General features: G+C 58.4%; 25 protein-coding genes. 8 read left to right on the top strand and 17 right to left on the bottom strand.

Annotation, left to right across the window (positions count from 1 at the left end; all coding sequences use genetic code 11):
• Window positions 1-66: 66 nt before the first annotated feature.
• Genes mobA through moeA form a run of 3 tightly spaced genes read left to right on the top strand, consistent with a single transcriptional unit; the run spans window position 67 to window position 2407 of the window.
• Window positions 67-675 (top strand): molybdenum cofactor guanylyltransferase MobA, encoded by a 609-nt coding sequence (gene mobA / locus H2515_RS05535; protein ID WP_065413713.1) that lies wholly within the window; start codon window positions 67-69, stop codon window positions 673-675.
• Window positions 672-1166: a molybdopterin-guanine dinucleotide biosynthesis protein B gene (gene mobB / locus H2515_RS05530; protein ID WP_065413714.1), complete on the top strand. Its 495-nt coding sequence runs from the start codon at window positions 672-674 to the stop codon at window positions 1164-1166. The genes mobA and mobB overlap by 4 nt, the downstream gene beginning before the upstream one ends.
• 2 nt (window positions 1167-1168) lie before the next feature.
• Window positions 1169-2407: a molybdopterin molybdotransferase MoeA gene (gene moeA, locus H2515_RS05525; protein WP_198661120.1), complete on the top strand. Its 1239-nt coding sequence runs from the start codon at window positions 1169-1171 to the stop codon at window positions 2405-2407.
• 6 nt (window positions 2408-2413) lie between these two features.
• Here moeA and H2515_RS05520 read toward each other — a convergent pair whose 3' ends face one another.
• Window positions 2414-3280 carry a phospholipase D family nuclease gene (locus tag H2515_RS05520; RefSeq protein ID WP_232821574.1) on the bottom strand — a complete coding sequence of 289 codons (867 nt, stop codon included), beginning with the start codon at window positions 3278-3280 and terminating at the stop codon, window positions 2414-2416.
• 39 nt (window positions 3281-3319) lie between these two features.
• Here H2515_RS05520 and H2515_RS05515 point away from each other — a divergent pair, with 39 nt between their 5' ends.
• A complete protein-coding gene (locus H2515_RS05515) occupies window positions 3320-4069 on the top strand; it encodes an MBL fold metallo-hydrolase (protein ID WP_198661119.1) in 750 nt (249 codons plus the stop codon).
• A gap of 91 nt (window positions 4070-4160) precedes the next feature.
• Here H2515_RS05515 and amrS read toward each other — a convergent pair whose 3' ends face one another.
• From amrS to H2515_RS05495, 4 genes are all read right to left on the bottom strand, one after another.
• Window positions 4161-5246, bottom strand: a complete 1086-nt coding sequence (amrS, locus tag H2515_RS05510) for an AmmeMemoRadiSam system radical SAM enzyme (protein ID WP_065413716.1) — start codon at window positions 5244-5246, stop codon at window positions 4161-4163.
• Window positions 5239-5847: an AmmeMemoRadiSam system protein A gene (gene amrA, locus H2515_RS05505; protein ID WP_198661118.1), complete on the bottom strand. Its 609-nt coding sequence runs from the start codon at window positions 5845-5847 to the stop codon at window positions 5239-5241. The genes amrS and amrA overlap by 8 nt, the downstream gene beginning before the upstream one ends.
• Window positions 5834-6655 carry an AmmeMemoRadiSam system protein B gene (gene amrB / locus H2515_RS05500; RefSeq protein WP_198661117.1) on the bottom strand — a complete coding sequence of 274 codons (822 nt, stop codon included), beginning with the start codon at window positions 6653-6655 and terminating at the stop codon, window positions 5834-5836. Before amrB ends, amrA begins: the two co-directional genes overlap by 14 nt.
• 72 nt (window positions 6656-6727) lie before the next feature.
• Window positions 6728-8035 carry an arsenic transporter gene (locus H2515_RS05495; protein ID WP_065413717.1) on the bottom strand — a complete coding sequence of 436 codons (1308 nt, stop codon included), beginning with the start codon at window positions 8033-8035 and terminating at the stop codon, window positions 6728-6730.
• Between the two features lie 117 nt (window positions 8036-8152).
• Here H2515_RS05495 and H2515_RS16040 point away from each other — a divergent pair, with 117 nt between their 5' ends.
• Window positions 8153-8560, top strand: coding sequence for a winged helix-turn-helix domain-containing protein (locus H2515_RS16040; RefSeq protein WP_232821617.1), 408 nt, complete (start codon window positions 8153-8155; stop codon window positions 8558-8560).
• Here H2515_RS16040 and H2515_RS05485 read toward each other — a convergent pair.
• Entirely contained in the window at window positions 8456-9598 is a 1143-nt protein-coding gene (locus H2515_RS05485) for a hypothetical protein (protein ID WP_198661116.1), read from the bottom strand. The genes H2515_RS16040 and H2515_RS05485 overlap by 105 nt on opposite strands.
• Window positions 9599-9625: 27 nt before the next feature.
• A complete protein-coding gene (locus tag H2515_RS05480) occupies window positions 9626-10108 on the bottom strand; it encodes a hypothetical protein (protein WP_198661115.1) in 483 nt (160 codons plus the stop codon).
• A gap of 681 nt (window positions 10109-10789) precedes the next feature.
• Here H2515_RS05480 and H2515_RS05475 point away from each other — a divergent pair.
• Both H2515_RS05475 and hemG read left to right on the top strand, forming a co-directional pair.
• A complete protein-coding gene (locus H2515_RS05475) occupies window positions 10790-11833 on the top strand; it encodes an AI-2E family transporter (RefSeq protein WP_035190079.1) in 1044 nt (347 codons plus the stop codon).
• 4 nt (window positions 11834-11837) lie between these two features.
• Window positions 11838-13178: a protoporphyrinogen oxidase gene (gene hemG, locus H2515_RS05470; RefSeq protein WP_198661114.1), complete on the top strand. Its 1341-nt coding sequence runs from the start codon at window positions 11838-11840 to the stop codon at window positions 13176-13178.
• Between the two features lie 13 nt (window positions 13179-13191).
• Here the strand turns inward: hemG and H2515_RS05465 are convergent, their stop codons facing one another.
• The 8 genes from H2515_RS05465 to H2515_RS05430 all read right to left on the bottom strand — a co-directional run bounded on the left by H2515_RS05465 (window position 13192) and on the right by H2515_RS05430 (window position 20886).
• Window positions 13192-14040, bottom strand: a complete 849-nt coding sequence (locus H2515_RS05465; RefSeq protein WP_232821573.1) for a L,D-transpeptidase family protein — start codon at window positions 14038-14040, stop codon at window positions 13192-13194.
• Between the two features lie 88 nt (window positions 14041-14128).
• Window positions 14129-16183: an ATP-dependent DNA helicase RecG gene (gene recG, locus H2515_RS05460; protein ID WP_198661113.1), complete on the bottom strand. Its 2055-nt coding sequence runs from the start codon at window positions 16181-16183 to the stop codon at window positions 14129-14131.
• 1 nt (window position 16184) lies between these two features.
• Window positions 16185-16400 (bottom strand): DUF1858 domain-containing protein, encoded by a 216-nt coding sequence (locus H2515_RS05455; RefSeq protein WP_035190073.1) that lies wholly within the window; start codon window positions 16398-16400, stop codon window positions 16185-16187.
• A gap of 1 nt (window position 16401) precedes the next feature.
• Window positions 16402-16791 (bottom strand): Rid family detoxifying hydrolase, encoded by a 390-nt coding sequence (locus tag H2515_RS05450; protein WP_408626810.1) that lies wholly within the window; start codon window positions 16789-16791, stop codon window positions 16402-16404.
• Between the two features lie 14 nt (window positions 16792-16805).
• Entirely contained in the window at window positions 16806-19088 is a 2283-nt protein-coding gene (locus H2515_RS05445) for a RelA/SpoT family protein (RefSeq protein ID WP_172804422.1), read from the bottom strand.
• Window positions 19072-19347: a DNA-directed RNA polymerase subunit omega gene (gene rpoZ / locus H2515_RS16305; RefSeq protein WP_198661111.1), complete on the bottom strand. Its 276-nt coding sequence runs from the start codon at window positions 19345-19347 to the stop codon at window positions 19072-19074. The genes H2515_RS05445 and rpoZ overlap by 17 nt, the downstream gene beginning before the upstream one ends.
• Before the next feature lie 24 nt (window positions 19348-19371).
• On the bottom strand, window positions 19372-20010 hold the full coding sequence (gene gmk, locus H2515_RS05435) for a guanylate kinase (RefSeq protein WP_035190067.1): 639 nt from the start codon (window positions 20008-20010) through the stop codon (window positions 19372-19374).
• 6 nt (window positions 20011-20016) lie between these two features.
• Window positions 20017-20886, bottom strand: a complete 870-nt coding sequence (locus H2515_RS05430) for a YicC/YloC family endoribonuclease (RefSeq protein ID WP_065413971.1) — start codon at window positions 20884-20886, stop codon at window positions 20017-20019.
• 219 nt (window positions 20887-21105) lie between these two features.
• On the opposite strand from H2515_RS05430, the gene H2515_RS05425 reads away from it, so the two are divergent.
• Complete coding sequence (locus H2515_RS05425) at window positions 21106-21468, top strand: hypothetical protein (protein WP_014029591.1); 363 nt, start codon at window positions 21106-21108, stop codon at window positions 21466-21468.
• A gap of 3 nt (window positions 21469-21471) precedes the next feature.
• Here H2515_RS05425 and H2515_RS05420 read toward each other — a convergent pair whose 3' ends face one another.
• Together H2515_RS05420 and H2515_RS05415 are read right to left on the bottom strand one after the other, a co-directional pair.
• Window positions 21472-21954: a TlpA family protein disulfide reductase gene (locus H2515_RS05420; protein WP_198661415.1), complete on the bottom strand. Its 483-nt coding sequence runs from the start codon at window positions 21952-21954 to the stop codon at window positions 21472-21474.
• Between the two features lie 44 nt (window positions 21955-21998).
• Window positions 21999-24317, bottom strand: coding sequence for a nitric oxide reductase activation protein NorD (locus H2515_RS05415; RefSeq protein WP_198661110.1), 2319 nt, complete (start codon window positions 24315-24317; stop codon window positions 21999-22001).
• Between the last annotated feature and the right edge of the window lie 19 nt (window positions 24318-24336).

Genomic DNA, 24336 nt, shown 5'->3' with positions numbered 1-24336 from the left:
CCGGGTTTTACTCAGGAAAGAATTGTGGAAGGATAGCATAGGCATTACCAGCAAGGCACGACACCCGTGAACCCGTCCATCAGCACCCCGGCACCCCTACCCAACGCACAGAATACACGCCAACGGCTACCGGTCACCGGAATCATTCTGGCCGGTGGCGCCGGTCGGCGCATGGCTGGCGCGGATAAAGGCTGGCTGGACTGGCAGGGAAAACCCCTGATTGAGCGGGCCATCACCATCCTGCACGGGGATTGTACCGACATCGTCATCAGCGCCAACCGCAATCTGGAGCGTTATGCACAATGGGGGTATCCGGTCGTCTCTGATCTGACGGCAGACTTTCAGGGCCCGCTCATGGGCCTCGCCGCCGGAATGCATGCCGCGACGCAAGCCTGGGTAGCCAGCATCCCGGTAGACGGTCCCTATTTACCCCAGGATATCGTGCGCCGCATGTGGCAGGCCAAAGGCGGGCATGACCTGGTGGTGGTGCGCAGCGCCGACCATTGGCATGCGGTCATCTGTCTGTGTCGCCGCGCTCAGCTGCCCCAGCTACAGCGTTATCTGGACGGCGGCGGGCGGCGAGCGCAAGGCTGGTTCCAGGACCTCTCTTTTGCCGGTCTTACCCTGCCCGCCGACTTGCTGCGTAACTGCAATCATCCAGAGGATATGACATGAAAACGCTCTGTGTAGTAGGATATAGCGGTAGCGGTAAGACCACCCTGCTCTGCGCCCTGATTCCCCTGCTGCGCGGATATGGACTGAAGGTCGCCGTCGTCAAGTCGACCCATCATGATGTGGACTGGGATGTACCGGGAAAGGACAGTTACCGTTTACGGGAGGCAGGTGCAGATGCCGTATTACTGCAGGGCCCGAAACGCTGGCTTATGAGCCGACCGGCGCCGGCGGAAGTCAACCTGGAGACCATCAGCGCCAGCCTGCAACCACTGCCAGACCTGCTCCTGATGGAGGGGAACAAGGCACTGGCGCTGCCGAAAATCGAAGTGTACCGGCCAGGTCTCGGGCGTCCCCTGCTTGCGGCAGAGGACCCCGGCATCATCGCTGTGGCGACAGATAGCGTTTTGGACATTCCCGGCGTTCAACTGGACCTGAATACGCCGTCCGCCATCGCGCAATTCATCCGGCAATGGATAAAAAAGGAAGATTAAACATGGCGCACTGTTGTGGTGGTAACGAACATGATTCCCTGGCTAAAAATGTCGCCGATGCACGGGATGCCATCCTCGCGGCCAGCCTGCCGGTGCAAGGTACCGAAAATATCCATCTCGGCAATGCGCTGGGACGGGTACTGGCCACCGACATTCATGCCCCTGCCAACGTGCCCGCCTGGTCCAATTCGGCCATGGATGGCTACGCCCTGCGCAGCATTGACGGCGATGCCGTACGACGCATCATCGGCCAGTCTTTTGCCGGACATCCCTTCAAGGGGCATGTCGGTGCCGACGAGTGTGTACGTATTATGACCGGTGCCGTAGTCCCGGAAGGCGCGGATGCCGTGCTCGTTCAGGAGCAGGCAGAAGTCCACGCTGATCAGGTCACTCCGCAGGCGGTCAGCAAGACGGGAGCGAATATCCGCCAGCCCGGTGAGGACCTGCAAGCCGGTGCCCTGGCCCTTGAAGCCGGAACATGGCTGCGTCCCGCCCAAATCGGGCTGCTCGCCAGTCTGGGTGTTGCCGAACTCACCGTGTATCGCCGTCTGCGGGTCGCATTTTTCTCTACGGGCGATGAGTTGCGCCCACTGGGCAGCGCGCTGGGTCCAGGACAAATCTACGACAGTAACCGTTATGCCCTGCACGGCATGCTGCAACGCCTCGGCTGTGAAATCCTTGATCTCGGCCGTATCGTCGACGATCCTGAGCAGATCGAAGCGGCCCTGCACAGCGCCGCAACCATGGCCGATGTGGTGATCAGCACCGGCGGCGTCTCCGTGGGCGACGCCGACTACATCGCCGAACTCCTCGGTCGCCTCGGCACCATCAATTTCTGGAAAATAAACATGAAACCCGGGCGCCCTCTGGCTTTCGGACAACTGGGCGATGCCACATTTTTTGGTCTGCCTGGCAACCCTGTTGCCACCGTAGTGACGTTTTACCAGTTCGTGCGCCCCAGTATCCTCAAACGTATGGGCAAAACCGCCCCCTGGATCGCGCCGCCATTGCAACTTCCTCTGACAGAGGACCTTAAGAAAAAACCGGGACGCACCGATTTTCAGCGTGGTGTATTGGTACAGACGCCCTCCGGGCTTAAGGTGGCTGGCGTCGGCCAGCAGGCCTCCCATATCATGAGTGGAATGGCCCATGCCGACTGCTTGATCATTCTCGCGGCCGAAGCGGAGCATGCCAAGGCCGGCAGTCTGGTCGAGGTACAGTTGCTGGAAGGGCTCGTCTAGGCTGGCTTAATCCAAGCCATGACGCGCCGTGTAGGGCGTCGAATGGCTGAGATGAAAGCGGAAGTTGTCAGCGTAGAGCTGCTGTAGTGCAGGATTCTCCCGAAATATCAGGAGATTTTCGGCATTGGCCTGCTCCGCCGCCTTGCTGAAATTAAAGCTGCCCGTGATCAGCGTCCCCGAGTCGATCACCATCACCTTGTTATGGGCAATAGCGTGCTGGTCATCAACGTAAACGGGCACACCCTGGTTGGCGAAAAAATCGGCCACCGAATATTTCTGGGTGCGCTGGCTTCTATCCAGCACCACCTTCACCTCGACCCCTCTTTTGGCGGCGCTGAGCACGGCCTTGGCGATCGGCGCGCTGGTGAAGCTGTAGGCCTGCACCCAGACCCGTTGCTTCGCCTCGCCAACGGCCTGCACAATGGCCGCTGTCGCCCCGCCCGGCGGCGAGAAGGCCACTTCAATCGTCCCTCGCGCCGGCACCGTTACGGGCGTGTGCGGCAGTGCGGCGGTGGCCGCTGACCACTGATTTTGGCCCCAGTTCTTTAACGATTGCCAGGTACCGGCACTGTCAGCGTGTGCTCCGACAGCGAAAGATGCCAGCAACAGTCCATAAACCAGCACACCGCTCGACCGCGGCGGACCACGCATTGACTTGGATTTTCCTTTTACAGCCATCCGCACGATTTGCTGGATTTCACCCTTGCCCTGCTGGGGTTCGCGGTGGAGTGGAGGCATTGACCATAAGACTCGGCCACCGCGGCGGGATTCATTCGGCGGAAGGTTACCCCCCCAAAGGATCAGCAAAAGCCCCATGAAAGGGCTATCCTTTTGGATCAGCACTACCGAGGAGATGACAGCTTCTAAGCCCATGGCGGATCCCTGAATTGCCCTGAAAGGAAGGAGATACAAATGATATTTCGACAACTATTTGAAGCGGAATCCTCTACCTATACCTACCTGTTCGGTTGTACTCAGACGGGGCAGGCGGTCCTGCTGGATCCCGTACTGGAGACCATGGAGCGGGATTTACGAGTGCTTCAGGCGCTGGGTCTGCGCCTGGTCTACACCCTGGAGACCCACATTCATGCCGATCATGTCACCAGCGCGCGCAAGCTCAAATCAGTTGCCGGAAGCCAGATGGCCGGTCCGGCCATGGACCAGCTTCCCTGCACGGATTTTGGGGTCGTGGAGGGACAACCATTCAGAGTGGGCACCCTCACCTTTTCTCCCCTGTTCACGCCCGGACACACCGACACCCACCATAGTTATTTGCTGACTGGGAGCGATAGTCAACGGGTATTTACGGGCGACGCGCTGCTGATTGATGGCTGCGGACGCACCGACTTTCAGAATGGCGATGCAGCCACTCTGTATCGGTCGATTCAGGATAAGTTATTTAGCCTGCCGGATGAAACCCTGGTCTACCCAGCGCACGATTATCAGCATCGGCACGTTTCTTCTGTGGCCCAGGAAAAGGGGCGGAATCCCCGGCTCGCGGGCAAAAGCGTGAAAGAGTTCCAGGACATTATGGCGGGCCTGAATCTGGCCTATCCCAAAAAAATAGATTATGCGGTACCCGCCAACCGACAGTGCGGTGAGTGCCCTACCGAACTGCCAGAGCATATGCGGCGTTTGTGTGATCCCTCTCCGCAGGGGTAAGTGGGAGGGCCACCCTATGTCCGCGGCCTGTTGCCAGCACTGGCCTCGGGTGACCTGATCGCTATGAAAGGATCTATTGGCGGACCGCCACTCAAGCCCCGATACGCAAGGGAATGCGCTTGCGTCCGAAACTCCCCGGCCGGGCCTCGAAATATCCGGCAATAGGGTGGCCACAATGGGGACAATGACCCTCCGGAGTCAGGTGATAAGACAATATCTGATACCAGTCACGGACAATCAATGCCGCCCCGCATCCGGGACAAAAAGTGGTATCGCCCTCCTGATCATGCACATTTCCGGTATAGACATAATGTAAACCCATCTCCATGGCCACGCGGCGTGCCTGCACGAGGGTATCTGCCGGTGTGGCGGGGACATCTGGCATCCGGTAGTCGGGATGGAAAGCAGAGAAATGCAACGGTACGTCAGGACCCAGACGCTCCATAATCCACTCCGCGGCTGCACGAATTTCCGCCTCGGAGTCATTATGGCCCGGAATAAGCAACGTAGTTATTTCCAACCAGGTCTGGGTTTCTTTGACAATATACTCCAGCGTTTCTAACACGGGAGCCAGATGCGCTCCCGTCAGCTTGAAGTAAAACTCGTCGGTAAAGGCCTTGAGATCGACGTTGGTTGCGTCCATTTTGGCGAAGAACTCCGCCCGCGGCTGCGCGTGGATGTAGCCGGCGGTAACAGCCACAGTCTTAATGCCGACGGCATGGCAGGCGTCCGCCGTATCCATGGCGTATTCGGCAAAAATAACCGGGTCATTATAGGTAAAGGCCACACTTTTGACAGCCAGCGACAGGGCAGTTGCCGCGATGCCTGCGGGACTCGCCTGGTCCTGGAGCCGGTCCATCTCGCGGGACTTGGAAATATCCCAGTTCTGGCAGAACTTGCAGGCCAGGTTGCAGCCCGCCGTACCGAAAGAGAGCACACTGCTGCCGGGGTAAAAGTGATTCAGGGGTTTTTTCTCGATGGGGTCAATGCAAAAACCCGAGGAACGGCCATAGGTGGTTAGGACCATGGTATTGCCCTCCCGCATCCGCACAAAACAGGCCCCGCGTTGCCCTTCCTGCAGGCGGCAGTCGCGCGGACAGAGGTCACACTGAATGCGTCCATCTGCGAGATTATGCCAATAGCGGCCGGGATGCGTTATAAACGTTTCTTTATCCACCGCTCTTCCTCTCTGCGGTCGGCTCTTCCCGCCATTTTTCGACCATATAGCGGTACACTTCTATGTTTGCCGACCAGAAATCTGCAGGCAGGCCCGCCTTGTGCTTCAGCGCTCGCAAAAACTCCCGTGGCTGGGGGAGTTCCTCCCATACCTGCGGGAGAAAGGTACCGCGCTGCACCCCATGGCTTAAAACCAGCCCATCCTGATGGGGTTGTATTTGCTGCAGCAGGCTCTCCTCGCTGTCAAAATGCATGGGTTGCAGCGAAGAGAGTAGTGAAACTTCCACCCGCACCTGTGACCACTCCTCTGCGCCCAGCGGCGGGAAACGTGGATCCTCGAAGGCCGCGGCCAGGGCATTGGCGCGCAGGTCCACCCCGAGGGGACGGTAGGCTTGCAAGCTACCGATGCAGCCCCGCAAACCCTGGGGTCCGGTGAGCGTCACAAAAGTCGCACCCGGCGGCTGCGCCCAGTCCGGCACAGCCGCCAACTCAGCGGGCAAACCCAACGCCTCGGCAATCGTCGCACGGGCCAAATTCAACAGGACTTTCCCGGCTTCCGGCGGAAACCCACTGGTTTTTTCGTCACCATCATGCATGGTCATGGCTTTCTCCGTAAAAAGCTACCGCGGCATAGCCCACCACCGCATCGCGGGACCCCGCCGTATCACCCGAGTTACACAGATCCACCAGACGTGGGCGCAGGTGGTGCTTGCGAGCGACAGGGAGAAAGCCATTGATGGGCGTAGCGCCGCAAGCCTGGTCGTGCTCGATGGGTTGCGGGTCAAAGCGCAATATCTCTTCCACCGTATGGTGGTCTATCGCTCTGGCTTCGGTGTAAGGATGATAGTGAGAGAGGTCGGAGCTGATAACAATGACCGTCTCCTCGCCCCCCCAGAGCTTCTCCAGAACCTCCGCCACCGCCTCTGGCCGGGCATCTCCCACCACCAGAGGGATGACGCTGACGCCATCCAGCACTTCCTGAATAAAAGGCAATTGTACTTCCAGGGCATGTTCCTGGGCGTGGGCGGCGGGCATTTCCAGAACCTGGGGCAACCCGGCCAGTGCCGCCACCCCCGCCTGATCCACCGCAACGACACCCAGCGGCGTTTGCATAGCCTGAACGCCAGGGAGAGCGAGATCGCGGAACGGCACACGATGCGCAGGCCCTAACAGCACGACCCGGCGAATGTGCCCCCGGCCCTTGGCCAACAAGGCGTAAGCAGAAGCCGCCACCGCTCCGGAATAGACGTAGCCCGCATGCGGGACGATAATGGCCTTGGGCCACGCGACAGCGGCCGCTTCATCCGCGCTTTCCGCCCCGGCCAATAAACGCGCTACTTCGGCGCGCAAAACAGAAGCCTTCGCAGGATAAAACGTCCCGGCCACCGCTGCTGGTCTGACGAACTGCATGAAGCACCCTCCCTGGCCGCCATAGAACCAACATCTCCACGTCACACTACATGAGGATGGGAAAGGATTTTTTCAAGTCAGTGGCAACCACCAGGCGAGCGCCAGCAGAGTCACCAAAAGCACCGGCGGTGTGATCAGCAGCCCAATCCTCATATACTGGCCCCAGGTGATGGTGACCCCCTTGCGACCCAGCACATGCAACCACAATAAGGTGGCGAGACTGCCGATGGGCGTAAACTTCGGGCCCAGATCACAACCGATGATATTGGCGTAGACCATAATCTCGTGAATCATGGGATCCGCTGCGACTGGCGCGTGATGAATGGCCAATGCACCCACCAATACCGCTGGCATGTTATTCATCACTGAAGAAAGCAGTGCCGCCAGGAAACCCGTACCCAGTGCTGCCGCGACCCGCCCATGCGCACCAAACCAAAGCAGGGCCTGTGCCACATAGTCCGTCAGTCCGGCATTACGTAAGCCGTACACCACCAGGTACATACCCAAACTGAAGACCACAATTTTCCAGGGCGCGTCCTGCAACACCTTACGTACGGAAATCTGCGCGCCGCGCCCACCCTGAAACCAGCGGCCCGCCAGGGCAAGCAGAATCAAGGCACCCGTGACGGTGACCACAGAGACGGGCACCTGCCACTGCGCGGTCACAAAATAGGCGATGAGCAACAAAATCAGCACCGGAAAGCTGGTACGGAACACCAGATGGTCTTTGATCGCCGTTGCCGGCTCCGGGAGATGCGCCGTGCCGTAATGCTGCGGCAGCACCCGCCGAAATGCGATCCAGAGCACCAACAGCGTCATCGCCAACGCCACCAGATCTACCGGAATCATCACCAGGGCGTAGCGATCAAATGAAATATTGAAATAGTTGGCGCTGACAATATTGACCAAATTAGAGATCATCAGCGGCAGGCTGGTGGTGTCAGCAACAAAACCCGTGGCGATGACAAAGGCAAAAGTGGCGGCCGGGGTAAACTCCAGTTGCAGCAGGATGGCCATCACAATCGGGGTCAGGAGCAAGGCTGCTCCATCATTGGCAAAAACTGCAGCGATGGCTGCGCCGAGGACAACAATCAGCGGGAATAAGAGCCGTCCCCGTCCACCACCCCAGCGCGCCACATGCAGCGCCGCCCAGTGAAAAAAGCCCGCTTCATCCAGAATCAGCGAAATGATGATGAGGGCCACAAAGGTAAAAGTGGCGTCCCAGATGATGTGCCAAACTGCGGGGATATCATTCCAGGTGATGACACCAGTCGCCAGCGCCAGCGCCGCCCCGCCCATGGCACTCCAGCCAATACTCAGCCCCTTGGGTTGCCAGATCACCAATATCAACGTTGCCAGAAAGATCAGTACCGCCAGCATGGACCCGTCACTCCGCAGAAGATTCAACGCGTAGTCTTGACGAGCGGTCAGCTCCTGTCAATACTTCAACGAAAGTTCGTGAGTTGATTTGTGGATGCTACAGAACAACGGGATCGAATGGTAATCTGCTTGGCGGCACTCGCGTCGCCGATACGGCTGGATATTTTCCGGCTCTTGGTGGAGCAGGAGCCTGTAGGCCTGGTATCTGGCGAAATTGCCGAGTATCTGGGGCAAACGCACAACGGTATTTCTTTCCATCTCAAGTCCCTACAACATGCGGGACTGGTCACGGTACAGCCGGGAGGAGCGCCACCGACGCTATCGCGCGGTCATGCCCGTAGTCCGCGCCCTAGTGGCCTAATCTCGGCGGCGGCGTGGCACCATCGATGCAGACAGTGCCAAGCGCAGAGGAAAATTGTGCTAGCCAGGTTTTTTAATATGGCTCAGCATGTTCAGCAAGGTCTTGCGCAGTCGCTCGGCCGCTGTTTGGAGAATGCCAATCTCATTTGTTTCCGTCTGTTCTAGCGATTGCTCCAATCGCTCCCCCAGAGAAATGGCCCGCAGCCGCTTCGCCAATTCCACTACTGGAGCAAGAATACGCCGCTCGATGAAGCGTTTCAGATTGAGTCCGATCAAGAGAAACACTAAAGCACTCAAAACCAAAGATGCACCGAGCGTAATCGCTGCGATGCGCAGCGTGTTTGTTACGTTGTAACCAAACACGGCCAAACCCAGCGGTTTCTTATCGTATCCCGTCAGAGGCATCACGAAGAGATGGTAAAACTCACCATCCTTAAGCCTGGCTATGCCACTGTAGTTCGCGTGTAACATATGAGGATGTTGGGCAATATATTCCTGCAAATCAGGCGAGCTAACATAGCTAACCACATTATTTCCCAGCGTTTTTTCATTAACATCATCAGGCGAAGTGGCGCTGTGATGGATCAGGATGGCGATACCGCTCCCGGGGATGTCATGCAATATGCGGCCATACAACGAGGCAATGGGCAAACTGACCTGCGCAACCCCGAGCACACTACCATCACTGGAAAGCACTGGCGCAACGCCACTTACAGAATAACCAACAAGCTTCAGCAGTCCCAGATTGGCCACTGGCAAACCGGTCTTTATTACCTGAGAGATATCTGGACGGGGAATTATATGATCCCCAAAAAACGTTGGTTTATTAGCGCGATACAATACATGCTGGTTGGCGATAAACACCACGACGGCCTGCCCATATTGTGACTTGAGCACACGATACAAGCTATCGGACTCGGCGCCAAGTTGGGTACGTTGACTCGCAGAAGGCGCGGTGGCGAAGGCAGTCATCACTCCTGGATTGCCTGCCAGAGCACTGGCAGCGCCAAGGACCTGCTGCGCATAACCCGCTGTTAGCTGATGAAATTCATTGCGTATAGCAGAAAGCTCCTGATCTTCCGCCTGACGGATCAGCAGATACTGCCCCAATGCGAGAATACCAAGCACCAACACAGCATTAAGCAATACCGCAGGTATGAAGTGCCGTAAAAATTCCCGAGTCAACGTATTTTCGCGCGCCATCTTAATTATTCTCCATCCAAAACATGCTCAATCATGATCAAGAAATATCTGGGAAAACGTGTCTTCATCAAGCCCATAGTGCCCGCGTTTTGCGGTTGGTGCCGGTGCCGGTGCCGGTGGTGCCGGTGCCGGTGCCGGTGCCGGTGGTGCCGGTGGTGCCGGTGGTGCCGGTGGTGCCGGTGGTGCCGATGGTGCCACAGCTTGCTGAGATATGAACGCCGCCGCCTCTTGGCTGGCGTGGGCCTCGCGGAGGCTCTGCAGGTGAATAATAGGGTCCTGACCGAGGCAAGTTTCGTCGACTGTCAATAGTGAGAAAATTTCCTGTATCAAGGTCTTGCGCGCGCTCTCTGAGAGGCTCGACCCGATCTCTTTGCGGACAAATTCAATGCTGGTCGTGGTCGGTGTGCGCAGGGCACCTCCCATGTACGCAACTTCCCACCGCAGCAACAATGCCAGGGACTTATCCCGGTCAAACCGAGCGCTGAATGTGCTCCATAGAATACGCCGCATGCGCGATTGATTGTCCATATTTTTTCACACGCTCCATATCTAGAGTACGTATCGCTGGAGAATTAGCCATGGCATTAATTACTTTGAAAGATATATCAGAAGTTTGCCAGATTCTGGCATCCCTGCACGCTAGAATGATACAACAGGACTTCGTTATAAACTAGTCATCACGGTAAATTCGTTCGCTATCTATATCGTCCCAGATTTATCAGTCGTTGCTTCGCCGGACTTCTTACAGACGCACGCCAAGACTTTTCAGCAGATGGTCGCACCAAAGGATGGTGCACTGGAACAACATTTTAAAATTGCATAATAAACAGCCTATTGGAAATAATGAACTGCAGTGCCATGTGGAATAAACAGATTCGAAGCGGGCGGGTATCGGGTCAACGTAAATTCACTATTTACACCGGTGCATGTTCGACACAGATCGATACCATATCCATCAGATGTCAACACGCCTATAAAGCAACGATGGGTCGTATCCGCCAGTTCCCGCACGCGTAATGCGGCAGGCAGGCAGCGACGCTGCATTTGCCTCTTTTGGCGTATAGCACCATAAATATGCCTTATTGGTCTGGGCCACCGACACTCCGGCGCAACCCCATAGCGAAACTGTACCGGACTAGGTTATCCTGACCTCGGAACCGTTAAATACTGGATGAGGGGGCCTCGCGAACGATGCAACGATTTTTTGTGCTGGCCATCCTTATTCTGCTGGGCTGGCTGACGTATCGTCTCTCCCCCATCCTCAGCCCATTTCTGATTGCGGGCATCCTCGCTTATCTCGGCAATCCGCTGGTGACTCGGCTGCAACGCCACCGAATCGGTCGGACCTGGGGCACCACACTGGTTTTCGTCCTCGTCATCCTGATCCTGGCGGGAATCACCATGGCCCTGCTCCCCGTCATCCGTCACCAATCCGTGCTGTTTATCGAATATCTGCAAAAATATGCAGAACTTCTGCAAACCCAGATCATTCCACAGTTCTCCGCACGGATTGGCATCCACCTTGACAGCCAAAGTATTACCCATTACGCCACGGCCAATGCCCAGAAACTGGCGGGATGGCTGGGACGCAGTCTCCAATTGGCGCTGAGCTCCGGCTCCGGCCTGATCAGTAGCGTACTCAGTATCATTTTAGTACCGGTTCTGGGGTTCTATCTGCTGCGCGACTGGCCACGCCTTATTGCCCGTATTGCCGCACTGATTCCCCCGCACTATCTGCCCATTTCCCAGCACCTGGCCAGCGATGCGGACACCATGCTTATGGCCTTTTTGCGCGGACAACTCCTGGTGATGCTGGCCCTGGGCACCAGTTACGCGATTGGCCTCAGTATTGTCGGCCTGCAAACCGCCATCCTCGTCGGCCTGGTGGCGGGACTTCTCAGTTTTGTGCCCTATCTTGGCGTCGTAAGCGGAATAGCCATGGCCAGCCTCGCCATGTATGTGCAGACCGGCGCTTTTTTGCCCATCCTCTGGGTATTGATCGTCTTTGGCATCGGCCAGATACTGGAAAGCATGGTGTTCACCCCTTATCTGGTGGGGGATCGTATCGGTCTGCACCCGGTCGCCGTTATTTTCGCCGTGCTTGCGGGCGGCGAGCTCTTCGGCTTCGTCGGCCTGCTGCTCGCCCTACCGGTCACCGCCGTCCTCATCGCCCTGCTGCGCCACCTGCATGGCTGGTACCTGCAGAGCCCTTACTACCTGGGTAAAGAGTCATAACTCCATGGACGACGTCATCATCATCGGCGCTGGCATTTCGGGTCTGGCCACGGCCTATTTCCTCCGCAAACAGGGCTGGTCGCCCTTGCTGCTGGAGGCCGCTGCCAAACCAGGGGGCAACCTGCAGAGTCGACAAGAAGAAGGCTATCGGCGGGATATGGGACCCAACTCGCTCATGCTTAAAGGCCACATCGTCCCGGAATGGCTCCGCGAGCTGCGTTTAGAAGAAGACATCGTCGAAGCCAACCCGCTCGCCAAACGCCGCTATATCCTTAATCGCCATCGGCAACCCGTCGCACTGGGACCGGGCGTGCTTTTCGGCGGCGGCCTGCTGAGTTGGCGCGGCCGCCTGCGTCTCCTTGGCGAGCCTTTCCGGTCACCGCGTCGGATGCAGGATAGTGAGGAAAGTGTTGCTGACTTTGTGCGGCGGCGACTTGGAGAGGAAGCACTCACCTGGCTGGTCGACCCCTTCATCTCCGGTGTCTTTGCTGGCAATCCCGCCCGTCTTTCGGTACAAGCCACCCTTCCCCGCCTGATAGCGCTGGAGCAAGACGGTGGCTCGCTCCTCCGCGGCGCCCTGCGCGCCCGCAACAAGAAATCGCCCGACACCCCGAAAACCCGCCTTATTTCTTTTCACGAAGGCCTACAGACCCTCCCGCTCAGGGTCGCCAGCGCCCTTGGCGATGCGTTGCGTTGCAACACTCCAGTCGAGCACTTGGGGAATAGCGACGGTAATTGGCAGGTCAGCAGCGGCAGCCAGACCTGGCAAAGCAAACGGCTTATTCTCGCCCTGCCCGCAGGTGCTGCGGCCAGGCTGCTCGCGCCAACGGACGCTGCACTTGCCCACGAACTGGACGCCATCCCTTATCCTGCAGTCGGCAGCCTGTCCATTGGCTTTCAGCGCATGCAGGTTCAACATCCGCTGGATGGTTTCGGCATGCTGATTCCGCGGGTCATGGGTCTGGAAACACTGGGGGTGCTCTTCTCATCCACCCTCTTTCCAGGACGCGCGCCTGCGGATCAGGTATTGTTGACCGCCTTTATCGGCGGCAGTCAAAATGACATTTCCGGACGTGATGATGATGATCTGCTGGCGACTGCATTACGCGAGATCTGCCCACTACTGGGTATCAGCGGCAAGCCCGTTTTCAGCCGCTGCCAGACTTGGCCAAAAGCCATCCCGCAATATGAAATCGGGCACCTGGAGCGGGTAAAGCGGATCGACGCCCTCAGCGCCCGGCACCCTGGGTTGTACTTCCGGGCCAACTGGCGGGAGGGCGTCGCGCTGGGCGACTGTATGGAAGAGGCTTACCGATTCAGTCAGGACGTCGGCTGGCAGCGCTAAAGCACACTGAAAATCAGTGTGCTGCGCTTGGGGCGAGCGCCGCAAGCAAGGTATCCATCGCGGTATCCTGGGGCTTCGCAACAGTCCCTGGCGTCGCCGTCGTATTGAGCACGGCCGCGGACTTATACCGGGCATCAGCACTGGCTGATTCTAAATTGCGGCGAAATCCGCGCACATTCCCCACAATCTCCACGGGCGTCCCTACCCGCACCATCGCGGCGATTTGCCGGGCATCCCAGTTAGACAAGGCCACGCAGCCAGCCGTCCAGCGCCCGGGGAACACCTTGCTCTGAGGGCCATCCGCAAATTGCGGACCCATGCCGTGAATGCCTATTTCACCGCCCAGCGGGGTATTTTGCGGCGGTGTGTGCCCAGCATCGACGGCAGCGACAATGGCGCGATATTGCGTCCTGGTGATAATGCCTTCACGCAACCCCCACGCCGCATTTTTCCGGTTAGGGTAGGTTAAACCCATGAATGGGCCATAGCGTGTGTCCCGACTGACCCAACCGATGTGATAACGCCCTATCGGCGTAATATCATCGCCTCGCATCCGTTTGGGGGCGGCGCCATTGAAACCGATGGCTACCGGATAGGTCGCCAGCACGGTGGCGCCCTTGTAGATCATCAGGGAGTGTGTGTCAGTTGAAATGACGATATGCACCGATTGAGCGACGGGCGCGGAGATTACCGGAGAGACTACTGGTGCCACCGGCTGAACAACCGGCGGGGGAATCTGTGCGGCATAGTAGGCCACCGAGTGTACTGGCGCAGAGGACAGAGGTGTCGTCGCGCAACCCGCCAATCCCAGAGCACCCGGTATAACCCCCAACAGCCCCCATCCCTTGAATTTGCGTATCACCCTGCTCTCCCAAATGTCCCCACTCACACGAGTTCATAATATACCGGAAGTCTGAGCGCGAGGTCCATGATCTTCGGACAGATTCCCTCTAACCCACCTGCCCGTAATCCAGTCGGTTCCCCAGCCAGCGTTGCACGATAGCCTGCGCCGCATCGGGATCTTCCCGCAGCAACTGATCCGCCAAGGCGGGCACGAGGGCCAGCAGGGCCTCGTCACGCAGGATGTCGGCGACACGCATCTGCAGGATGCCCGTCTGCCGCGTGCCGAGATACTCGCCCGGTCCGCGCAGTTCAAGGTCCTTGCGCGCAATGACAAAACCGTCATGGGTTGCGCGCATTACCCGTAAACGCTCGCGTGCCTTGCTACTCAGGGGGGGATGATACAGCAGGATACAACTGCTCTGCTGCGCTCCCCGCCCCACCCGCCCGCGGAGCTGGTGCAGTTGCGCCAAGCCCAGGCGCTCCGCATCTTCGACGACCATGAGACTGGCGTTGGGGACATCCACCCCCACCTCAATCACCGTCGTCGCCACCAGAATGCGTACAGCACCCGACTGAAAGGCCACCATCACCTCCGCCTTTTCTGCAGCGCGCATCCGCCCGTGTATTAGCCCGATGGCCACACCGGGCAGGGTGCTTTGCAAATCTGCAAAACTTGCCTCTGCCGCCTGCAATTCGAGGATTTCCGACTCCTCAATCAGCGGACAAACCCAATAGATTTGCCGCCCCTCCTCCAGCATGTGTTGCATCCGCCCGATCAGTTCGGGCCGCCGACTGTCAGGCATCACCAGGGTTTCCACGGGGGTACGCCCTGGCGGCAGCGCGTCAATGACCGATACCTCCAGATCCGCATGCACCGTCATCGCCAGAGTCCGCGGAATCGGCGTGGCGGTCATCACCAGCAGGTGGGGCATGGCGCCCTTCTCCAGCAGCTGACGGCGCTGCTCCACGCCAAAGCGGTGCTGTTCGTCAATAATGACCAGCCCAAGACGAGAGAACTCCACTTCCTCCTGAAACAGGGCCTGCGTCCCCGTCACCAGCCCAAGTCTGCCACTGGCCAGGGCTTCCAGGGTCTCGCGGCGGGCGCGCGGTGGGCGGCCACCCACTAGGAAGCCCACCTCCCAGTCCAAGGGTTTTAACCACTGCCGGAAGCGCGTATATAACTGTTCTGCAAGAATTTCAGTCGGTGCCATCAGTGCCACCTGATACCCAGCCTCTAGGGCAGTCAGCGCTGCCGCCGCCGCGACCAGGGTCTTACCGGAGCCGACATCCCCTTGCAATAAGCGGCGCATGGGCCGATGGCGCGCCAAGTCGGCATTAATCTCCGCAATCACCCGCTCCTGCGCTCCCGTCAGCACGAAAGGCAATTGCGCCAGGAAACGCTGCCACAACTGCCCGTCGCTGTGCAGACAAGGGGCATTTTGCATCGCCCCCGACTGCCGCGTACGGCGCACCGCCAAATGATTTGCCAGCAGCTCCTCCAACGCCAGCCGCTGCCCGGCGGGATGCTGCGGGGAGGGAATGTCATCCGCACATTCATGGAGCAGACACAAACCTTCGCGCAGACTGGGCCAGTGCGGAGGCAAACGATCTTCAAGGTAGTCCGGAAGCTGGTCAAGCAAAGTCAGGGCTTGCGCCACCCAGCGCCGCCATTGCGCCTGGGTAATGCCTTCACTACTGGGATAAAAGGGGGTGAGATGACGTGGGGCCTGAAATTGCGGGACATCGGCCATCTGCCATTCCGGATGCACCATTTCGAGGCCGTGAAAGCCACCCCGCAAATCTCCGAAACACCAGAGCTGCCGCCCGACCTGCCATTGCCCACGCAGGGCCGCTACCATGTGAAAAAGTCGTATTTGCAGACAGCCACTGCCATCACTCAAGGTCACCAGCCATTGTTCACGTCGCCCGCGCTGGTGATGGATACTGACAATTTCACCCAGTACGGCACACTCCTGACCGGGCTGCAAGGCCGCCATAGGGGATATGAGGCGGCGATCCTGATAACGACTGGGTAGATGAAACAGGATATCCTGCACCCGCCACAGGTCCATGCGCTGCAGGCGCTGGACCAGCGCGGGGCCAACCCCGCGCAATGCCGAGACGGAACTCTGCAGAAATAGCCCCGTCTTCGCTACCGCCATGCTAGTCGGTGCGCGACAGGGCCTCGCGACGTGCCCATTCCGCGAGGAGTTCATCCGGATCGATATGATGCATGGTGGCCACCCCCGCCAGGGTCTCCCGATCAGCGACAAAGCATTCCCCGCAGTGAATACCGCGCTCTTCCAGCAGCGCGACCAACACCGGATGTGCCTGCAACAGCACATGCATGGGCTGGGTAAGCAGTTCCGCGCGCTCCATATCAGTCCGCCTCACCCAAGGCAACGATACCGTCGATTTCTACTTGCGCGCCGCGCGGTAGTGCCGCCACCTGCACCACGGCCCGTGCCGGATAGGGTGGCGCGAACTCCGCCTCCATGGCTTGATTCACCTGCGCGAAGTGCCCGAGATCCGTAAGGTACACCTGCAATTTGATGGCATTTTGCAAACGTCCGCCCGCCGCCGCGCAAACCGCCTGCAGATTATCCAGCACCTGCCGAATCTGCAGGGCGAAGTCGCCCTCTACCATACGACCACTGACGGGGTCCAGAGGGATCTGGCCCGAGAGATAAAGCAGGCCATCATGCACCATACCCTGACTATAAGCCCCAATGGCCTGCGGTGCTGAATTACTCTGAACTGGAACTGGCATAGACAAACTCCTTGTTAGCCTTTGACCCGCTGTACCCGGGATACCATCGGCAGGCTACGCAAACTCCGCATGATTTTAGCCAGGTGATCACGATGGTGCGCCTGTATGGTAAAGGTGATGCCCGTGTAGAGTCCATCCTGGGGCTCGATGTCCACATGATCAATATTGGAATCTTCATCGGAAATCAGGGTGGCGATACGGGCCAGTACGCCACGCGCACTCTCCGCCACCACCCGGATCGTTACCAGAAACTCACCCTGGGGGGCTTCTGGGTCCCACTGCACATCCACCCAACGGTCGCGGCGCTTACGCCACTCGCGGATGTTGTGGCAATCGTGGGTATGCACCACTACGCCTTTGCCAGCGCTGATAAAACCCAAAATAGGATCACCGGGAATAGGCCGGCAACAGCGCGCCAACGTCACCGGCATCCCCTCTGTTCCCCGAATCAGCAGCGGCTTTTTCGTGGCTCCCTCACGGCTGAGGCGGCTCGGTAACAACTGACTCACCGCCTGCCCCAAACGGCGCGCTGTCTGTGCCAGGCGCCCACGATCTTCCTCCTCTGGCAACAGTTTGTGTGCCACGACCAGCGGAAACACCTCTCCCATACCAATGGCGGCAAACAATTGTCCTTCGTTCTGAACATTAAACGTTGTCAGTACTCGCCGGAAATCCGCTGCTTCTACCAGCTGGAAATCCGTACCCAGATTGTGCATCGCCTTCTCTAGCAAATTGCGGCCCAGTAACTCAGCATCGCCGCACTGCATAGTCTTCAGATAAGCACGTACACTACTGCGCGCCTTGGCAGTCACCACCACATCCAGCCAGCCGGGCTGCGGATGCGCCGAGGCGGCGGTGACAATCTCCACCTTCTCCCCATTATTCAGCGGGCTACGCAACGGTACATACATATCGTTCACCTTGGCTGCCACCGCTTGATCACCGATATCCGTGTGCACTGCGTAGGCAAAATCCACCGCCGTCGCGCCGCGTGGCAGGTTGAGAATCTTACCCTTGGGGGTAAACACATAAACCTCATCTGGAAACAGATCAAGCTTAACGCTCTCCAGAAACTCCTTGGAGTCCCCACCCTGCATCTGCAGTTCCAGCAAGCGCTGCAACCAGGCGCGCGACTGGGTTTCAGCATGCGCGTTACTGGTGCCCGTTTTGTAAAGCCAATGTGCCGCCACTCCCGCCTCTGCCACCCGGTGCATATCCTCCGTGCGAATCTGGACCTCTACCGGATGACCAAAGGGACCCAACAACACGGTATGCAGGGACTGATATCCGTTAGATTTGGGAATGGCAATATAGTCTTTGAAGCGCCCGGGTATCGGTCGATACAGACTATGGATCAAGCCCAAAACGCGATAACAGGTATCCACATCAGCGACAATGACTCGGAAAGCGTGGAGATCGTGGATGGCCCCGAAGGGCATACCCTTCTTCTGCATTTTGCTGTAAATACTGTAGACGTGCTTTTCACGACCGCAGACTTGCGCCACGAAGCCCTCCTGACGCAGACGGTCCTCCAGGGCACGCTGAATGGTTTGCACCCCTTCCTTACGGTTGCCGCGGCTCGCCTTGATCGCCTCATTGAGGGTGTGCCAACGCTTGGGATAGAGATGGGAGAAGGCCAACTCCTCCAACTCAATGCGAATGGCATGAATACCCAGGCGTTGCGCAATGGGTGCGTAGATATCGAGGGTTTCCCGAGAAATACGCCGCCGCTTCTCCGGCGTCATCACGCCCATGGTACGCATATTGTGCAGGCGATCGGCCAGCTTGATCAGTACCACCCGAATATCCCGGGACATAGCCAGGAACATCTTGCGAAAGTTCTCTGCCTGCGCCTCTTCACGGGTTTCAAAACGCACCTGCCCGAGCTTGCTGACGCCATCCACCATCTCCGCCACTTCTGGCCCGAAGCGCTCGACGATGTTTTCCTTACTGATATTGCAATCTTCAATCACATCATGCAGCAAGGCGGCTTGAATGGTAAAAATATCCAGTTGCAGTTCGGCGAGAATGCAAGCGACCGCCACCGGATGATGAATATAAGGCTCACCACTACGCCGGGTTTGTGCACCGTGCGCGGTAGCCGCCAACTCGTAGGCTTCACGCGCGCGCGCCACCTCTTCGGGCGTCATGTATTGCTGGAGTAATGCGCGCAGCGGCGCGCAAGGATCCTCCAAGGCCGGAGGTACCGGCGACAGCCGCAGCACCTCGCCCACCGCCATTGCCAGCGGCAGTCTCGGCATTGTTGCGCCTAGCTCGCTTTCACTCGCCAGAGACATCCTCAACTCCAGCCGCTTCGCGGTTCGCTGCACCGGGAAAGTTGGGTAACGGTGGCGGCATCTGCTCATCCAGAATCGTCCGACTCACTTTGCCCGCTGCCACTTCGCGCAATGCAATCACCGTATTCTTGTCGCGCCCCGGTTCCACCTCTGGAATCGCGCCGGAAGCCAATTGCCGCGCGCGCCGTGCCGCTACCAACGTTAACTCAAAACGATTATCCACATGATCCAGACAATCTTCTACTGTTACTCGTGCCATCGTCCATTCACCTTTTTATCAAAATTAACCATTCATACCGAGAAGATTCTTTAATCGTTGATGCTGTGCATACTCCTGATAACCCCGCCGCAAATGCTCGGCATGGACAATGCTCTGCAAGTCGGCCAACGCATCCTGGAAGTGGTCATTCACCACCAGATAATCAAACTCGTCATAGTGCAACAACTCTTCACGTGCTGCCGCCAGCCTACGCGCGATAACCGTCTCCGAATCCTGGCCACGGCCGCGCAAACGTTCCGCCAAGGCGGCGACCGAGGGCGGCAAGATAAAAATACTGACTGCCTGCCCCGGCAATCTTTCCCGCACCTGCCGCGCGCCTTGCCAGTCGATCTCCAGCAGACAGTCCGTCCCAGCGAACAACTGGCTCTTTACCCAAGGTTCACTGGTGCCATAACCATTGCCGTGCACCCTGGCGGACTCCAGAAACTCACCGCGCTCCGCCATGGCCGTGAAGACTTCCATGGGAACGAAGTGATAGTCCGTTCCCTCAACCTCACCTGGCCGCGGGGGCCGGGTGGTGTAAGAGACGGAGGTCCGCAATTGCGGAGTCGCCGCTACCAACGCCCGCGCCAGACTGGTCTTTCCCGCCCCGCTGGGTGCCGAAATAATCCACAGGATACCGCGTTCTGCTCCACCCGTCATTGGCTTTCACTCCACATTCTGTACCTGCTCCCGCATCTGTTCGATGAGTACTTTCAGCTCTACCGAGGCAAAAGTCACCTGGCTGTCTCCAGCCTTGGAAGCGAGGGTATTGGCCTCCCGGTTGAGCTCCTGCATAAGGAAATCCAGACGCCTGCCCACTGCCTCACGCCGCTGCAAGATGCGCCGCAATTCGCTCAGATGGGTATCCAGACGGTCCAGCTCTTCCGCTACGTCCTGACGTTGCAGATAAAAGAGCAACTCCTGCTCCCAACGCCCCGCGTCCACCTGCTGCGCCAGTTCCTGCAGGCGCGCCTGCAAGCGTTCGCGCAGCGCCTTTTCCAGCTCAGGCAAATGGGTGCGCAAAGCTGCAGTCTGTTCGGCAATCGCCTCCACACGGCTCAGCAACAGTTGCGCCAAAGCCGCGCCCTCCCGCTCGCGAGCCCCCTGCAACTCGGTCAACGCCCGGTCCAGCAGCACCAACACTTCTGCCTCCAGCATCTCCGTATCCATATCCGTGCCGGACGCCTGCACCAGACCCGGCCAGCGCAGCGCATCCCATGGATTAAACGCGGTCTCACCCAGCTCCCAGATGTCCGTCAGCTCCGCATGGAGCCCGTACAGTTCCGTCGCCAGTGCCGTGTTAAGGCGCAACGATCCGCCCGCCACAGGCTGAAAACGCAGCCAGGCATCCACCCGGCCGCGCACCAGCGTTTTTTGCAAACGTGCCCGTACCGCTGTTTCGAGGGCGCCCAAGCCCTCGGGCAGGCGCAGACCAACATCAAGAAAACGATGATTTACGGTGCGCAGCTCCCAGGCAAGCGTGCCCCAGGCTCCATGACTTTCACAGCGGGCAAACCCGGTCATACTGCGTATCATTTTGTTGGCTCCTCAGCACAATCCTGTTCACAGAAATGCAGACATTACCTGTATAAACTAGCATGTGGCCGTCAGTCCGGCGACCCCGGCATAAGCTTGCAAAGTGCAGAATACCGAAAAACATCCTTGACACCACCATAATCCCGAACTACACCTAAACGACTGTACCCATAAAAAACAGGGACGCCGATCATCACGATAACTGCGGGAGAGTGTCACATGATAGGTTCGGAAGAAATGCTGTTCGAATGGGATGAATGGAAAACGCGGGCAGTGGCGCTGGGGGTCGCGGAGGATCTGGCCGAACTGGGCAAAAAGATCATGCGCGATGCCTATATGCAGCGCTGGCCCGAAGCCGTGCTCAGCGACTGCGGCTGGGATGACGATGGTTTTGGCATGCTGGCCTTGGCACGCGCCAAACCTGCTGAAGCCCGCCGTGATTGGGAACTGCTGTATGCGCACCATCATCGCAGACCCGCCTGCCCGGTGGAGGCGAGCCAACATCGCAGCAATAAGGCCATGGTGCGAGCCGCTGCCCCAATGCTGGTGCGCACCCGGAAGCCCGAAGAGAGCAGGCCCTGAAATCTACAACCGCATCCTGAGCAAGTGCCAGAGGATGACAGGTAAGGAAATCGCACCAACGTAGCGGCCAACGATGCGGCCTTGCCCGTTCACCAGGAGAGAAGTGGGCGTCAGCGTTACCCCTCCCAGCAGCCGGGAAACCCTTCCGGAACTGTCTACATAGACAGGATAGATGATGCCGTACCGGGATTTAGCCTGAGCCACAACTATAGGCGCGTTCCCCGCGACCGCCACACCCAGCACCGCAAAGTGCGCACCACCCAGCCACTTTTGCAGCCCGTTCAGAACAGGAATCTCGGCCACACAAGGCGGGCAATCCGGTGACCAAAAATTGATCAGTGTCACCTCGCCACTGCGCGGCTGATAATCCAGCCATTGCCCGCTTGGGCTTTGCAGAACCAGGACCGGCAATTGCTTGGGCGGAATGGCCGCGGATCCACGCCATTGGGTAAAAACATAAACCCCGACCAGCAACAATACCAGCAACAACAACTCAACCAGCCAACGCTGGCACCTCCCCGTTTGCAAAGCTACTGGGTCAGGCCGGCATAAAGCATGGGCAAACGTTCCGGCAGACGCTCGACATGATCAATTACCTGATAATTGCGCGCCCCGAAAATCCGCGATACATACTCGTCGGCGTGGGGATCCAGACTGAGGCAATAGGTAATCACCCCGTCCCGCTGCAACTCCTCCACCGCACGCTTGGCGTCGTGGCGCAGATATTGCGGATCGCGCACATCGATGTCCGCCGGTTCACCGTCGGTGATGACCAGCAGCAGCTTTTTACTCTGCCGCTGCTGACGGAGATAGTGTCCGGCATGCCGTAGCGCCGCTCCCATACGGGTCGAGAACTTACCCGTCATGCCCGCAATGCGCCCCATGGCCTCGTCACCATATGCCTCATCAAAGTCCTTAAAGCGGTAATATGCCACATCATGCCGCCCATCGGAATGAAATCCGTGAATAGCGAAAGGATCGCCAATACGGTTCATGGCGTCGGCGAGTAAGGCGGTCGCATCCCGGGTGAGCTGAAGGATCGTGTCCTCCGAACCGTAGACCTTATCGTTGGTAGACTCCGATAAATCCATCAGCACCAGCACGCCCAAATCGCGCAGCTTGCGCAGTGTGCGCATGTGAATGCGGGTATCCGGGGCCAGGCCCATGCGGATATCGACGAGGGCGCGCAGCGCCGCTTCCATATCAATCTCGTCACCGTCTTCCTGCTTGCGCAAACGCTGCACGCCCTGGGGCTGCAAGGCTTCGATCAGATACTTGAGGCGACTGGAAACGGGCTTATACTTTTCCAGCACTTCACGCACGCCGTTTACATCGCCCATGCGTGGACGTCGTTCCAGTACCGTCGCCCAGTGGGGACGACAGGCCTGTATCTGATAATCCCACTCCGCATAATGGAAAGGATCGGAAAGCGGCTCCTTGCCTTCCGTCTGGTTGTAGCTTAACCCCATATCTTCATAGGGAAAAAGCTCCGATTGCAGCACCCAGACTTCCTGCGCATCGTCACCGGCCAGTTCGGTATCCACCTCGTTGACCATTTCCATGACGTTGACGTATTTCCGTACCTGGGCACCGGGGAGGATCGTCGCTTCATGTTCCCAATCCACTTCCTCAAACTCCCAGATATAGCGGTTGTCATCGCGGTAGAGGACATCGGGAATATCGGTTCGGGCGTGGTAAGTCACCTTCTCTTTACGCAGGCTGTCCGCCAGACGCACCCCCAAATCCCAGGAGAGCTGTGGATCGTCCCAACGCGCCTCGGCCGCCATAAAGGCCAGCCGACCCTCCTGCACCCAGGCGTTACCATCCTCATAGGCGGGATCGATAATAGCCCGCGCCAACCGGGAAAACAGCTCTCCCATACTGGCGACCGGCCCGGCTACTGCCGTGTGAAAAGGCAACCAGATAGCCCGGATTCCGGGGAAAGCGCGCATGGCCAGCGCCTCCACTCGGGCATCTTCAAACAGACCAATCACCGCCATCTGTTCCGGGTTGAGCGCCTCAGCCGAGATCGCCTTCTGCATGTAAGCCACATGCGCCGCGGCGTGAGCCGCCACGGCGCGATAGCGGGTCATTCCATCGATACCTTCCCAATCGTCGTAGGCATCGGGAAGATGGATGAAAATCCCTTCGATATAAGGCCGGTAACCTTCACGGTCTTCAAAGTCACCGCTGGTAGGACGCAGGAAAAAATCCCGTCCCCACAACGCGCGCAGATACATGCGCAGGCGGCGCTGGATATCCACAAATAGCGTGCCTTTGCGCTCCTGCTGGAGCATAGCCAGGGCTTCCGGGCTTTTCAGGGAAAAATACGCGATTTGCGCCGCAAAATCGGTGCGATGGGCGTGCGCACCCCACAATGCCCAGCGGCGCAAACCACCCAGCGTCAAATAACCGAAGAGCTGGTCGATATTTTCCAGCATCGGCCGTACGGCTCTGGGCACTTGTGCGAGCAGGCGGTCCAGCATGCCGAGATAACTTTTGAAAAGCTCCAGATCAGCCAAACGGTTGGCGGCTGTCGGACTGGTGGAGAGCACCGCCTCCAGCACCGCACCACTGGTTTTGGACGCCATCTTCAGAACGGCGCCCACCAGTTCCCAGACGGCATCTTCTCCCACTTCGCGGGCGACGTGGGGGGCGGCATCCAGATAACTGCTCACCAAGCCATCGCCCTTGCCCAGCGAGCGCATACCCATGGCGCCATCCAGGTATTGATCCAGACCAGCCGGACTGAAAATCCGGGCGGCCTCCTGCCAGTTACTCTGCAGAACGGCTTGGCTTTCCTCGCCAAAAACCTCCAGCAGCTCTGCATAATCTTCCAGGCGTTTCATGCGTCCTCCGTGATCGTTG

This window comes from Acidithiobacillus ferrivorans, assembly GCF_016250455.1.
GTDB classification, from domain to species: domain Bacteria; phylum Pseudomonadota; class Gammaproteobacteria; order Acidithiobacillales; family Acidithiobacillaceae; genus Acidithiobacillus; species Acidithiobacillus ferrivorans.
Note: the sequence above shows the minus strand (reverse complement) of the source record. Positions and strands in the feature narration are given on the sequence as shown.